Origin of the sequence: Klebsiella sp. HMSC16C06 (assembly GCF_001808325.1) — a bacterium.
Taxonomy (GTDB): Bacteria; Pseudomonadota; Gammaproteobacteria; order Enterobacterales; family Enterobacteriaceae; genus Klebsiella; species Klebsiella variicola.
On record NZ_KV793029.1, the window covers coordinates 19652 to 32764 of the forward strand.

The window sequence follows — 13113 nt, forward strand, 5'->3', positions numbered from 1 at the left end:
GAAGGAGTTTGCTATGTCCGTGTTTCACTCAGATCTGTTTCGCCAGCAGGCGCTGATTGCCGGAAGCTGGCGCGACGCCGCCGACGGCACGACGCTTGCCGTCAGCAATCCTTCCACCGGCGCGGCGCTCGGCCAGATCCCTAATATGGGTCGGGCGGAAGCGCAGCAGGCCGTGGATGCCGCCGCGGCCGCGCTGCCGGCCTGGCGCGCATTAACCGCCGCTCAGCGCGCCACGCTATTGAAAAACTGGCACCGCCTGATCCTCGAAAACAAAACCGCGCTGGCGCAGATCATGACCGCCGAGCAGGGCAAGCCGCTGGCGGAGGCCGAAGGCGAAATCGCCTATGCCGCCTCGTTTATCGAGTGGTTTGCCGAACAGGGCAAACGCGCCAACGGCGAAATAATCCCCTCCCCTGGCGCGGATAAACGCCTGATGGTGATCCGCCAGGGCGTGGGCGTCTGCGCGGCGATCACCCCGTGGAACTTCCCGGCGGCGATGATCACCCGTAAGGCCGGCCCGGCGCTGGCCGCTGGCTGCACGATGGTGATTAAGCCGGCTAACGAAACGCCGTTTACCGCGCTGGCGATGGCGGAACTGGCGATTCAGGCCGGGATCCCGCAGGGCGTTATTAACGTCGTTACCGGCCAGTCGCGCGAAATTGGCGCGGTGTTCACCGGCGATGAGCGGGTGCGTAAACTCTCCTTTACCGGCTCGACCGAAGTTGGCCGCGTGCTGATGCGCCAGTGCGCGGAATCCATCAAAAAGCTCTCTTTAGAGCTCGGCGGTAACGCGCCGTTTATCGTCTTTGACGATGCCGATATCGATAAAGCGGTCGAGGGAGCGCTGATCGCCAAGTTCCGCAACGCCGGGCAAACCTGCGTCTGCGTTAACCGCTTCTATATTCATCGCGCCGTCTACGACCAATTCTGCGATAAGTTCGTGGCCCGCGTCGCCGCCCTGAAAGTTGGCGATGGCAGCGAGTCCGATGTACAGATTGGCCCGCTGATCAACGCCGACGCCGGGCGCAAAGTCCAGTCCCTGCTCGACGACGCCCTGACCCGCGGCGCAACGCTGTTAACCGGCGGTAAAGCGCACCCACTGGGCGGTAATTTCTTCATCCCTACGGTTATCGGCGACGTACAGCCGGGGTCACTGCTGCTGCAGGAAGAGATTTTCGGCCCGGTGGCCGCACTGGTGAAATTTGACGATGAGCAGCAGGTCATCGAGCAGGCGAATAACACCATCTACGGTCTCGCCTCCTATTTTTACAGCAACGATGCCGCCCGTATCTGGCGCGTCTCCGAGCAGCTGGAATACGGGATGGTCGGCATCAATACCGGGCTGATTTCCAACGAAGTCGCGCCATTTGGCGGAGTGAAGCAGTCCGGCCTTGGCCGCGAAGGGTCGGAACACGGAATCGAAGATTACCTGGAGATGAAGTATCTCTGCCAGGGGTTGTAAATGTCCTCTCCCGGCGGCGGCGCTGGCCACGCCGGGATTTTTGATGGAGTTCAGCGATGTCTGATTATCAAATTTTTGAGGCGATCGTTCGCGATGTTGAACAGATCACCGCCCAGGTGAAGCGTTTTACGCTAGTGTCGCCGACCGGCGCCCCGCTGCCGGGATTCAGCGGCGGCAGCCATATTATCGTCCAGATGCAGGATGGCGAGCAGCGCTACAGTAACGCCTATTCGCTGATGAGCTCGCCGCTGGATACCACCAGCTGGCAGATTGCGGTGCGTCTTGAGTCGCCTTCCAAAGGCGGCTCGCGCTTTATGCACCAGCAGGTGCGCCCGGGCGATACCCTGACGGTGTCCACGCCCAACAACCTGTTCGCCATCGAACCACAGGCGCGAAAACATCTGCTGATCGCCGGCGGTATCGGCATTACGCCATTCTTGTCGCATATTCCGGAACTGGAACAACAGCAGGCCGACTGGCAGCTGCACTACTGTTTCCACGACGCCGACAATAATGCTTTCGTCGATGCGCTCAGCGCCGCGCCGTGGCGAGATCGGGTCAATGTTCATGTATCAGCGCTCGGCAGCCGTCTCGACCTGCCGCGCCTGTTCGCCGACCTCGAGCCCGGAACCCACGTGTATACCTGCGGCCCGGCGGCGCTTAACGAGGCGGTGAAAGCCGCCGCCGAACGCCATCAGGTGCCCGCCAGTCAGCTGCACTTTGAGCAGTTTATCGTTGAGGATAAAGGCGGAGAGGCGTTTACCCTGGTGCTGGCGCGTTCCGGACGCGAATTTACCGTACCGCAGGACATGACCATTTTGCAGGTTATTGAGAATAACAAAGCGGCGAAGGTGGAATGCCTGTGCCGCGAAGGGGTGTGCGGCACCTGCGAAACGATGATTCTGGAAGGGGAAGCGGACCACCGCGATCAGTATTACAGCGAGGAAGAGAAAGCCAGCCAGCAGAGTATGCTGATCTGCTGCTCGCGCGCCAAAGGCGGCCGCCTGGTGCTGGATTTGTAAAGCGCACACCGGCCAGCGGTGCTGGCCGGTGTGCAGATCACAGTTCCAGCTCGCGGCGCAGCAGGTCGGCAATATCCTCGCTGCTCTCCGCGGAGACCAGAGATTGACGGAACTCCGCGTGCATAATGCGCCGCGCCAGCCGCGAGAAGATTCGCATATGCTGATCGCCCGCCGAGTGCTTGTTCAGCGTCAGCATAATCACAAACTGCGCCTCTTCATCGCCCCATATCACCGGCTGCGCCAGCCGCGCGACGCTGATGGTCGACTGCTCGATATGCTCGGATTTACTGTGCGGAATGGCGAAGCTAAAGCCCAGACCGGTGGAGAACACCGCCTCGCGGGCCCACAGGTCAGCCTCCAGCTTTCGCGGATAGCGGCAGCGTCCGGCCAGCAGCAGGTTATCCGTCATCCCTTTCAGCACCTCCTCCTTGCTGCGCCAGTCGCTATTGAGCGTAATGCACTCGGCGCTCACCAGCGGCACATCCTGCTGACGCATGCGGAACTGGGCCAGCAGATGCTCCACTTCCAGTGAGGTACGGCACTGCATGGCCTGATTCAGCAGCTGGCGGCAGGCGCGGCTGTCCAGCTGGGCCAGGCGCGATTTGGTCGCCGGGATCGCCGGCGCGCTCATGCTCAATTCATCTAAACCGAGGCCTACCAGCAGCGGAAGCACCGATCCTTTGGCCCCCAGTTCGCCGCACAGACCAATCCATTTCCCCTGCCGATGCACCGCCTGTACCGCATAGTCCAGCGCGCGCAGGAAGGCGGGATTCAGGCTGTTATAATGGCGTGTCACTTTCGCATTATCACGATCGACCGCCAGCAGATACTGCGTTAAGTCGTTGCTGCCGATGCTAAAGAAATCCACCTCTTCACAACACTGATCGATGATAAACATCACCGACGGCACTTCCAGCATGATGCCGAGCGGGATCTTTTCATCAAACGGGATCTGCTCGGCGCGCAGCGACTGTTTGGCCTCCGCCAGTCGCTCTTTCACCCACAGGATCTCTTCCATTGATGAAATCATGGGGATCATAATCTTCAGCGAGCCGTGCGCCGAGGCGCGTAAAATCGCCCGTAGCTGAGTGTGAAACAGCGCCTGATACTCTTCATAGATGCGCACCGCGCGGTAGCCGAGGAACGGATTGTTTTCCGCAGGGATGTTGAGATAGGCCACCGGCTTATCACCGCCGATATCCATAGTCCGCACGATAATGCTGCGCCCGGCAGCGGGTTCCAGCGCCTGGCAGAAGATGTTGTAGAGCTCATCTTCCGACGGCGCGCTCGGGCGATCCATATACAGCATTTCAGTGCGGAACAACCCTACCGACTGCGCGCCCTGGTTGAATGCCGCCACCGCTTCCACCGAATGGGCGATATTGGCGGCGATCTCCACGCGGATACCGTCTTGCGTCTGCCCGGCTTTATCCAGCCATACCTGCTGCTGTTGCCGGATTTGCGCCTGTAGCCAGGCCTCCTGCTGATAGTAGCGCGCTACCGCCGGACTCGGATCCACCACCAGCAGCCCGGCGTTGCCGTCAATCTGCACCTGCGTATCCACCCACGGCAGCAGCGCGGCTAAATCCACGCCTACCAGAGTAGGGATATTGAATGAGCGTGCCAGAATCACGGTATGCGAGGTGGTGCCGCCGCTGCGCAGCAGCAGCCCTTTGAGATGCGTTTTATCCAGTTCCAGAAACTGGCTGGGGGTCAGCTCGTCGGCAAGACAAATGGCCGCTTCCCGCAACTGGCCCGGCGCCGGGAAACGGGCTTCGCCGTAGATATGCTGTAACAGCTGGAAGCAAACGTCGCGTACATCCAGTACCCGCTCCTGCAGATAGCTGTTGCCGGAGTCGCGGAACTGGGCGCAGAAGTGGTCGCCGGTGGCGACAATCGCCTGGGCGCAGCTCAACCCGGTGAGAATACCGCCAAGCAGGTGCTGGCGCAGCGAGGCATCCGTCGCCAGCGAACGGTGAGCTTCCAGGATCGCGCTGGCGGTGCCGTCATTGTCCAGCAGCCGCAGCTCGATATCTTTCACCAGCAGGCGCAGGCCATTATCCAGCGCCGCCTGCTCCTGTTCGGGACTGGCGGCGACGGGCAGTTCGCCCAGCTCGTGCAGATCGCGTGATTTGAGATGAACCAGCGTCCCTCCCGCGCTGCCGGCGCACACCGGGTGGGCATGAAACAGCGTCGGGTTCAGCCGCGAAAGCGACTCTGGCACCGGCTGGACATCCAGCGTTGGCGCAGCGGGCAGCGGCGCGTCACAGTGGGGAAATTCATCGCGCATAAAAGCCGTTAACGCGGCGAATGCCTCAGCTTCATCTTCGCCGCTGATAAGCAGCTGGCAGGCGTCGCCCTTCAGGGTATTGCTGCCGATAATCGCCAGCGCGCTCTTGGCATTTCCGCCGGTCTCGCGGCGCAAGTTCCGCCACTCAACCGCTGATGAAAAACGGTTACACAGCGTTTCGACCAGACTGGCCGGACGCGCATGCACGCCGTTGGGCAAATCACATGTAAATTCAATGACCAGAGCCATCGCCTTCCTCCAGAGCAATCCATTATTTCCTCAAAAGTAATAAAAGACGGCCCCAGGGACTAGGTGATAAAACTGGCAATTACTGGACTATTGTACACACAATATTTTTTTATGCCCGCCATCACAATTCCACCCTGTTAGCGCTCATCTCTCCTGTCACTACTAAGATTTGAGGTGGATCGCAATTCTTTTCTCACCTTACAAATATCCAGTAAATGCACTTTTTCTCTACTGTTTAATACCCCGCCCTTTTTCTAATGTTGAGGCATCAATACTGTCACGGGCCCTACAGCGCTCAGGAGCAAGCAATGAACGAACTGGTGCAAATACTAAAAAATACCCGCCAGCATCTGATGACCGGCGTGTCACATATGATCCCCTTCGTGGTCTCCGGCGGGATCCTGCTGGCGGTCTCCGTCATGTTGTATGGCAAAGGCGCGGTACCCGATGCCGCCACCGACCCTAATCTGAAGAAACTTTTTGATATCGGCGTCGCCGGGCTGACGCTGATGGTGCCCTTTCTCGCCGCCTACATCGGCTACTCCATTTCTGACCGCGCTGCGCTGGCCCCCTGCGCCATCGGCGCCTGGGTGGGCAACAGCTTTGGCGCCGGTTTCTTCGGCGCGCTGATCGCCGGCATGATTGGCGGCCTGGTGGTCTATTACCTGAAAAAAATCCCCGTACATAAAGTTCTGCGCTCGGTGATGCCGATTTTCATCATTCCCATCGTCGGCACCTTTATCACCGCCGGGATCATGATGTGGGGGCTTGGCGAGCCGGTTGGCGCGCTGACCGCTAACCTGACCGGCTGGCTGCAGGGGATGCGCGAGGGCAGCATCGTGGTGCTGGCCATCATTATCGGTCTGATGCTGGCCTTTGATATGGGCGGCCCGGTGAACAAAGTAGCCTACGCCTTCATGCTGATTTGCGTTTCGCAGGGCGTCTACAGCGTGGTGGCTATCGCTGCCGTCGGTATCGCCGTACCGCCGCTGGGCATGGGGCTGGCGACGCTGATTGGCCGCAAATATTTCACCGCCGAAGAGCGGGAAACCGGCAAAGCCGCGCTGGTGATGGGCTGTGTCGGCGTGACCGAAGGGGCGATTCCCTTTGCCGCCGCGGATCCGCTGCGCGTCATTCCGGCCAATATGATTGGCGCCGCCAGCGGCTGCGTCACCGCCGCGCTGATGGGCGCCCAGTGTTACGCCGGCTGGGGCGGGCTCATCGTGCTGCCGGTGGTCCAGGGCAAGCTCGGGTTTGTTGCCGCGCTGCTGGTCGGCGCCTGCGTCAGCGCTGCCTGCGTCATCCTGCTGAAAGCCTTCGCCAAAAAGAAACCCACTGACGTCGCCGCTGACGATGAACTAGACCTTGATTTCGAAATTAACTAACAGACTGGAAGGAACAGATTATGACCCACATTATCGCTGTCACCGCCTGCCCGTCGGGCGTGGCTCACACCTACATGGCCGCTGAATCGCTGGAAAGCGCCGCCAAAGCCAAAGGCTGGCAGGTCAAGGTTGAAACGCAGGGTTCCATTGGCATTGAAAACGAACTGACGGCGGAGGAGATTGCCGCCGCCGATATGGTCATTCTGACCAAAGATATCGGCATCAAATTCGAAGAGCGTTTTGCCGGGAAAACTATCGTGCGCGTCAATATCAGCGATGCGGTCAAGCGCGCCGACGCCATCATGAACAAGATAGACAGCCACCTTTCCCAGAGCGCCTGAAGCCTTAAAAGGGCGCCTTCGCGCCCTTCGCCACAACATGGAGTTTATCATGACGAATCGTACCCAACGCCTGAAAGCCAGCCTGTTCGCCCAGCCGCGCGAAATCTCCCTTGAGCGCGCATTACTCTACACTGCCAGCCATCGGCAGACGGAGGGCGAGCCGGTGATTATCCGCCGGGCGAAAGCCACCGCGTGGATCCTCGATAAGGTGATGATTTCGATTCGTGAGGATGAACTGATCGCCGGCAACCGCACCGTCAAACCGCGGGCAGGGATTATGTCGCCCGAGATGGACCCCTACTGGCTGCTCAACGAGCTCGACGCCTTTCCGACCCGACCACAGGACCGCTTCGCGATAAGCGAAGAAGATAAGCAAATCTACCGCGAAGCGCTGTACCCCTACTGGGAAAAGCGTTCAATGAAAGATTTCATCAACGGCCAGATGACTGAAGAGGTCAAGGCCGCCGTCAACACCCAGATATTCAGCGTGAACCAGACCGATAAAGGCCAGGGCCATATCATCATCGACTATCCACGGCTGCTGAATCATGGCCTTGGCGCCCTGGTCGCCGAACTCAAAACGCACTGCGCCCGGCAACCGGAGAACCCCTTTTATCAGGCGGTACTGATCCTGCTGGAAGCTTCCCAGCGCCATATTCTGCGCTACGCCGCGCTGGCCGAGGAGATGGCTGGGCACTGTCAGGACCCGCAGCGTCAGCAGGAGCTGTTAACCATCGCCGCGATTTCGCGCCACAACGCGCAACACCGGCCAACGGACTTTCCCCAGGCCTGCCAGCTGTTCTGGTATATGAATATCATTCTGCAGTACGAATCCAATGCCAGCTCGATTTCGCTGGGGCGTTTTGACCAGTATATGCTGCCGTTTTATCAGGCATCGCTGAATCAGGGTCAGGATCCCGCGTATCTCAAGGAGTTGCTGGAGTCGCTGTGGGTGAAATGCAACGATATCGTCCTGCTACGCTCCTCCAGCAGCGCGCGCTATTTCGCGGGTTTTCCCACCGGCTATACCGCCCTGCTCGGCGGGCTGACGGACACCGGGCGCAGCGCGGTCAACGTGCTGTCATTTTTATGCCTCGACGCCTATCAAAACGTTCAGCTGCCGCAGCCGAATCTGGGCGTGCGGGTCAACGAGCTGATTGATCGCCCGTTCCTGCGTAAAACCGCTGAGACCATTCGCCTGGGTACCGGGATCCCGCAGATTTTCAACGATGAGGTGGTGGTCCCGGCCTTCCTTAACCGCGGCGTGTCGCTGGAAGATGCCCGCGATTACGCGGTGGTCGGCTGCGTGGAGCTCTCTATTCCAGGGCGCACCTACGGCCTGCATGATATCGCCATGTTTAATCTGCTGAAGGTGATGGAAATTGTGCTGCAGGAAAATGAACATCAGCCTGACGTCAGCTGGGACGGCCTTATCTGCCAGATCCGCGACAAAATTCGCCATTACATCAAGCTGATGGTCGAGGGCAGCAACATTTGCGATATCGGCCACCGCGACTGGGCGCCGGTCCCGCTGCTCTCCTCGTTCATTGAAGATTGCGTGCAGCACGGCAAAGATATCACCGCCGGCGGCGCGCGCTATAACTTCTCCGGCGTCCAGGGTATCGGGATCGCTAACCTGAGCGATTCGCTGTACGCCCTGAAGGGTATGGTCTTCGACCAGCAGCGTCTCAGCTTTGACCAACTGATGGCCGTGCTGAAAGCCAATTTCCAGACGCCAGAAGGGGAAAAAATCCGCGCCCGGCTGATTAACCGTTTTGACAAATACGGCAACGATATCGACGATGTCGACAATATTAGCGCCGATCTGCTGCGTTTTTACTGCAAAGAAGTCGAGCAGTATCTGAACCCGCGCGGCGGCCTTTTTACCCCCGGCTCCTACACCGTCTCCGCGCACGTGCCGCTGGGTTCGGTGGTGGGCGCCACCCCGGACGGGCGACTGGCCGGCGAACAGCTGGCGGACGGCGGCCTGTCGCCGATGGTCGGTCAGGATTCCCAGGGGCCGACGGCAGTGCTGAAATCGGTCAGCAAGCTGGATAACTATCTGCTGTCGAACGGTACGCTGCTGAACGTCAAATTCACTCCGGCAACGCTGGCCGGCGACGGCGGCCTGAACAAACTGGCCGATTTTTTACAGGCCTTCTGCAAGCTCAAGCTGCAGCATATTCAGTTCAACGTGGTCAATGCCGACACCCTGCGTGAAGCGCAGCAGCGGCCGCAGGACTATGCCGGCCTGGTGGTACGGGTCGCGGGCTACAGCGCCTTCTTTGTTGAGCTGTCGAAGGAGATTCAGGATGACATTATCCGCCGCACCGCGCATCAGCTGTGAGGTCATCGACACGCGCGCCGATCGGGCGCGTATTTTTAACCTCCAGCGCTACTCGCTCAACGATGGCCAGGGGATCCGCACGGTGGTCTTTTTTAAAGGCTGCCCTCATACCTGCCCGGGGTGCGCCAATCCCGAATCAATTTCACCCAGGATTCAGACCCTGCGCCGGGAGAGTAAATGCCTGCGCTGCACGCGCTGCCAGCAGGACGTCGCCGAATGTCCGTCCGGAGCGTGGGAACAGATTGGCCGCGATGTGACGCTGGATAACCTGTTGCAGGAGGTGCTGAAGGATGAGGTCTTCTTTCGCGCCTCCGGCGGCGGCGTCACCCTCTCCGGGGGCGAAGTGCTCATGCAGGCCGGGTTTGCCGCCCGCTTTCTCCAGCGCCTGCGCCAGTGGGGGATCCGCACCGCCATCGAAACCGCGGGCGACGGCGCTTTTGACCGCTTCCTGCCGGTGGCCGAAGCCTGCAATGAAGTGCTGTTTGATTTTAAAATCATGGAACCTGAGCGGGCGCGGTCGCTGCTGCGAATGAATCAGCCACGGGTGCTGGACAATTTTCGCCAGCTGGCGGCGAGAAAAATCAACCTGATCCCGCGGGTGCCGCTGATCCCGGGCTACACACTGAATACCGATAATTTTCGCCAGATTCTGGCGTTCCTCGCCCCTTTCGCGCTAAAAGAAATGCACCTGTTGCCGTTTCATCAATATGGCGAGCCCAAATACCGTCTGCTGGGCAAACCCTGGACGCTGGCCAGCGTGAAAGCGCCTGACGAAGCGGAAATTCAACCATATCGGGTGATGGCCGAAGCGGCCGGTTTCCACGTCACTATCGGCGGTTAACGCCAGGAGGATGTTATGGACTTCAATATTGTCGCCGTCACCGCCTGCGTCAGCGGCGTGGCGCATACCTACATGGCCGCCGAACGACTGGAAAAGGTCGGTCATCATGAAAAATGGCACCTGAAGGTGGAAACCCAGGGGGCGCTCGGCGTAGAAAATCGGATCACCGCGGAAGATATCGCCCGCGCCGAAGTGGTGCTGCTGGTGACGGATATCGAAATCGACGACCCTCAGCGCTTTCGCGGCCTGCGGACGATTAAAACCAGCATCAAGAGCTTCCTGCTGCAGCCGCAGCAGATCGTCGAGGCCGTGAAAAGCATCATGAAAAAGCCGGTCGTCTATGTAGAACTTCCCTGACCGGCAACAGGCCTTATTCTACATCCAGCAGCCACTTTTGCGCCGGCGTCAGGCGGCTTGCCGTCTCCGGCGTCAGCCAGCGCCGCTGATCCTGCTGCGGCGTATCCGCACGATCGATATATAACCCATGCAGTACGCGTCGTCTGCTGCCTTCACGATTACGGGTGCCGCCGTGCCAGGCGTGGGCGTTGTAGATCATCACGCTGCCAGCCGGCGCGGCAAACACAATCTCATCGGGATGGGCCTGTTCCGGGTCGGCCAGCACCTCCTCTGGTAACTCGGGGCGGAGGTGGGTACCAGGAATGATCCGCGGCGCGCCGTTGGCGGCGCTCAAATCGTCTATCGCCCAGATGGTATTCACCAGGTGGACTTTGGGAAAATCCGGGCGCGGCTTTTTCCAGTCAGCGTGCAGCGGCTGGTGGCCGCCGTTATACAGCGCCTCGCGGGCGTTCAGGCTGGAGACTTTAAAATCCCCGTTGAAGATATAGCGACAAGCGGAGAGGATCAGCGGGTGTGACCAGACTTTCTCCCAGATAACCCCCTTATTAATCAGGTTAGCGATCCGCGTCGCCGTCGCCTCCTGATGGTGCTCCATCGCCAGATTATCGCCTTCGCGTTCAACCAGGGTGTCAATGAGCAGGCGCATTTCGCTCAGCCACTGGGCGTCAACGACGTTATGCACGACGGTGTAGCCGAGGGTGTCGAGCTCGTGTTTCATTTGCGCGCTGAGCGTCTGGCTGGCGCCTAACGCATCGAGAAAGTTAGCCGATGATGAGTTCATTTTGCGTTCCTTTTTAACGTTCCGATAACACAAACAAACTCTACTGGCCCCTCCGCGGTATAACAGGAGGCGAGCGCTACGAAAAACTGGACATACGTATGCGAGCTCACAAAGTGTGATGGGCATCAATAATCTCTTTTCCGGCGATGCATGCGCTACAGCTGGCCGGCAATCCGCTGCGCAAAATGGCTAAACTAACGCTGCCGGGAAGGAAAAAATAGATTACCATCAACAGGATAATGCGCATGCTGAGGGCAAAGAATGATTGAAGATCTGCCGGATATACTGCATCGGTTAATCGGTCAAAAAGATCACTTACAGGTGAGATTTCCTGAGCCGGATATCTCCGTGCCTGCCCTCGCCTTCAACGTGCCGTTTCCGCGTCTGGAAATTGTGCTGGAGGGCCAACTGAATGAACAGGGACTGCCGCTGGCCGCCTCGACGTTAACCACGCTGCAGGTACTGTACGTGCAGGCGGGGAAGTGGACGCTGCCGCAGTGGACCGGCCCGGCCACTACCCTGAGCATTCTGTTTGGTCGGCAGAAACTGGGATTCAGTATTCAGCGCTGGGACGGAAAAAGCCTGCACACGGAAAAACAGAGCGTTTCCCGGCTTGGGCCGCGCGTGGGTTCCTACCTGTTGCTGAGCCTGAATGAAGTCAGCCTGCAGCCCGACCCGCTGACCGCGCGACTGGTGATCGCCGCGCTGCTGAGTCATTGTCGTGAACAGCTGGTCGGGCTGGAGATGCGCGTCAGCCGCAGCCGGGATCTGTTTCTCGCCGTCCAGGACTACCTCGAGGAAAATCTCAGTCTACCGCTGACGCGGGAATCGGTAGCCAAACGTTTTCACATCACGCCCAACTATCTTTCGCATATTTTTCAGAAATCAGGCTCGGTGGGATTTAATGAGTATCTGACCCGGGTTCGCCTGGAAAAGGCGAAGCAGCTATTGCGCGGCTATGACCTGAAGGTGAAAGAGATTGCGCACAATTGCGGCTTTGTCGACAGCAACTATTTTTGCCGGGTTTTTAAACGCTACACAGAACGCTCGCCATCGGAGTATCGGCGACACTGCCGTAGCGCGCAGCAGGCCTAACCTGCCGCACCGGCAGATGGCGCCCACTCCACGCGGCCGCGGCCGTTATGCTTGGCCTTGTACAGCGCCTCGTCGACTTTACGGATAAACGTCTCCTGCGCTTCGCCTGGCCGCCAGGTTCCGACGCCAATGCTGATCGACAGCGGCGTCTGATGATTGATCAGGATGGTGCGAGCGTTAGCAAGGATCGACTGCGCCAGAGCGTGCAGCTCGGGCTCCGACAGGCCATCGACGATAATGGCGAACTCTTCCCCACCGATCCGCGCCGGCTGGACCTGCTCGCTGGTTAGTTTCGCCAGCTGTTTCCCCAGCGAAAATAACACTTCATCCCCCACCAGGTGGCCCCAGCTATCGTTGATTTTCTTAAAAAAATCGATATCCAGAATCATGAGTCCCAGCGCATGCCCGGACTTCTCGCGAATGGTATCAATGAAAAAACGCCGGTTGGGTAACTGGGTCAGTTCATCCTTCAGGGATTGCGAGCGCGCATCGACGTACAGCAAATTGATTCGCTCAATAATTTTGTAGACCCCCACCACGGTCAGCAGCATCCCGGAGAGGCGCAGCAGATCTTCGCAGTAGTAGCCCATCCAGCGCGGCTGAACCACGATCTCATCCATCACGTCAAAGGTGCCGCCGGCAATCCACAACAGCAGCCCATAGCGTACCCAGTTGACGGCAATGTGGCTCATCCGCACCTTCGCCGAGCTCCACAGCATAAACACCAGAAACAACAACGCCAGCAGATCGATATAGAGGCCGGGGTTAGTCAGGATCTCGTGTCGTGTACCGACCGGAGGCGACACCAGGGCGCAGCCGACAGCAACAGCGACGATAACCAGCAGCGCAGGCAGGAGCGTCACCCGGGCCACAGCGGCCGGGCCGGGGCGATTAGCAGGAGTATGGAGTTCAGGCATAGCGGTGTCTCATGGTAACAACAGGG

The 13113-nt window shown here is 59.1% G+C and carries 11 protein-coding genes; 8 read left to right on the forward strand and 3 right to left on the reverse strand.

Going from position 1 to position 13113, the window contains the following annotated elements:
• Positions 1-13: 13 nt before the first annotated feature.
• On the forward strand, positions 14-1462 hold the full coding sequence (locus HMPREF3142_RS26125; RefSeq protein ID WP_070612893.1) for an NAD-dependent succinate-semialdehyde dehydrogenase: 1449 nt from the start codon (positions 14-16) through the stop codon (positions 1460-1462).
• 56 nt (positions 1463-1518) lie between these two features.
• Positions 1519-2484, forward strand: coding sequence for a PDR/VanB family oxidoreductase (locus HMPREF3142_RS26130; protein WP_047666289.1), 966 nt, complete (start codon positions 1519-1521; stop codon positions 2482-2484).
• Positions 2485-2521: 37 nt separating this feature from the next.
• Here HMPREF3142_RS26130 and ptsP read toward each other — a convergent pair whose 3' ends face one another.
• On the reverse strand, positions 2522-5023 hold the full coding sequence (gene ptsP / locus HMPREF3142_RS26135; protein WP_032753970.1) for a phosphoenolpyruvate--protein phosphotransferase: 2502 nt from the start codon (positions 5021-5023) through the stop codon (positions 2522-2524).
• A gap of 308 nt (positions 5024-5331) precedes the next feature.
• Here ptsP and HMPREF3142_RS26140 point away from each other — a divergent pair, with 308 nt between their 5' ends.
• Genes HMPREF3142_RS26140 through HMPREF3142_RS26160 form a run of 5 tightly spaced genes read left to right on the forward strand, consistent with a single transcriptional unit; the run spans position 5332 to position 10294 of the window.
• Positions 5332-6408, forward strand: coding sequence for a PTS fructose transporter subunit EIIC (locus HMPREF3142_RS26140; protein ID WP_070612895.1), 1077 nt, complete (start codon positions 5332-5334; stop codon positions 6406-6408).
• A gap of 20 nt (positions 6409-6428) precedes the next feature.
• A complete protein-coding gene (locus tag HMPREF3142_RS26145; protein WP_004179264.1) occupies positions 6429-6749 on the forward strand; it encodes a PTS fructose-like transporter subunit IIB in 321 nt (106 codons plus the stop codon).
• Positions 6750-6798: 49 nt separating this feature from the next.
• On the forward strand, positions 6799-9096 hold the full coding sequence (locus tag HMPREF3142_RS26150) for a formate C-acetyltransferase (RefSeq protein ID WP_070612897.1): 2298 nt from the start codon (positions 6799-6801) through the stop codon (positions 9094-9096).
• Positions 9062-9937, forward strand: a complete 876-nt coding sequence (locus HMPREF3142_RS26155) for a [formate-C-acetyltransferase]-activating enzyme (protein ID WP_070612899.1) — start codon at positions 9062-9064, stop codon at positions 9935-9937. Before HMPREF3142_RS26150 ends, HMPREF3142_RS26155 begins: the two co-directional genes overlap by 35 nt.
• A gap of 15 nt (positions 9938-9952) precedes the next feature.
• Entirely contained in the window at positions 9953-10294 is a 342-nt protein-coding gene (locus HMPREF3142_RS26160; RefSeq protein WP_008805913.1) for a PTS fructose-like transporter subunit IIB, read from the forward strand.
• Positions 10295-10307: 13 nt separating this feature from the next.
• Here HMPREF3142_RS26160 and HMPREF3142_RS26165 read toward each other — a convergent pair whose 3' ends face one another.
• Complete coding sequence (locus HMPREF3142_RS26165; RefSeq protein WP_004183607.1) at positions 10308-11075, reverse strand: phytanoyl-CoA dioxygenase family protein; 768 nt, start codon at positions 11073-11075, stop codon at positions 10308-10310.
• 261 nt (positions 11076-11336) lie between these two features.
• Here HMPREF3142_RS26165 and HMPREF3142_RS26170 point away from each other — a divergent pair, with 261 nt between their 5' ends.
• A complete protein-coding gene (locus HMPREF3142_RS26170; protein WP_008805911.1) occupies positions 11337-12170 on the forward strand; it encodes a helix-turn-helix transcriptional regulator in 834 nt (277 codons plus the stop codon).
• Here HMPREF3142_RS26170 and HMPREF3142_RS26175 read toward each other — a convergent pair.
• Positions 12167-13087, reverse strand: coding sequence for a GGDEF domain-containing protein (locus HMPREF3142_RS26175; RefSeq protein ID WP_008805910.1), 921 nt, complete (start codon positions 13085-13087; stop codon positions 12167-12169). The genes HMPREF3142_RS26170 and HMPREF3142_RS26175 overlap by 4 nt on opposite strands.
• Positions 13088-13113 lie beyond the last annotated feature (26 nt).

What these genes read in the sequence shown, in the direction of transcription:
- HMPREF3142_RS26125 (WP_070612893.1), top strand. Translation starts at nt 14, where the DNA reads ATGTCCGTGTTTCACTCAGATCTGTTTCGCCAGCAGGCGCTGATTGCC.
- HMPREF3142_RS26130 (WP_047666289.1), top strand. Translation starts at nt 1,519, where the DNA reads ATGTCTGATTATCAAATTTTTGAGGCGATCGTTCGCGATGTTGAACAG.
- ptsP (WP_032753970.1), bottom strand. Translation starts at nt 5,023, where the DNA reads ATGGCTCTGGTCATTGAATTTACATGTGATTTGCCCAACGGCGTGCAT.
- HMPREF3142_RS26140 (WP_070612895.1), top strand. Translation starts at nt 5,332, where the DNA reads ATGAACGAACTGGTGCAAATACTAAAAAATACCCGCCAGCATCTGATG.
- HMPREF3142_RS26145 (WP_004179264.1), top strand. Translation starts at nt 6,429, where the DNA reads ATGACCCACATTATCGCTGTCACCGCCTGCCCGTCGGGCGTGGCTCAC.
- HMPREF3142_RS26150 (WP_070612897.1), top strand. Translation starts at nt 6,799, where the DNA reads ATGACGAATCGTACCCAACGCCTGAAAGCCAGCCTGTTCGCCCAGCCG.
- HMPREF3142_RS26155 (WP_070612899.1), top strand. Translation starts at nt 9,062, where the DNA reads ATGACATTATCCGCCGCACCGCGCATCAGCTGTGAGGTCATCGACACG.
- HMPREF3142_RS26160 (WP_008805913.1), top strand. Translation starts at nt 9,953, where the DNA reads ATGGACTTCAATATTGTCGCCGTCACCGCCTGCGTCAGCGGCGTGGCG.
- HMPREF3142_RS26165 (WP_004183607.1), bottom strand. Translation starts at nt 11,075, where the DNA reads ATGAACTCATCATCGGCTAACTTTCTCGATGCGTTAGGCGCCAGCCAG.
- HMPREF3142_RS26170 (WP_008805911.1), top strand. Translation starts at nt 11,337, where the DNA reads ATGATTGAAGATCTGCCGGATATACTGCATCGGTTAATCGGTCAAAAA.
- HMPREF3142_RS26175 (WP_008805910.1), bottom strand. Translation starts at nt 13,087, where the DNA reads ATGCCTGAACTCCATACTCCTGCTAATCGCCCCGGCCCGGCCGCTGTG.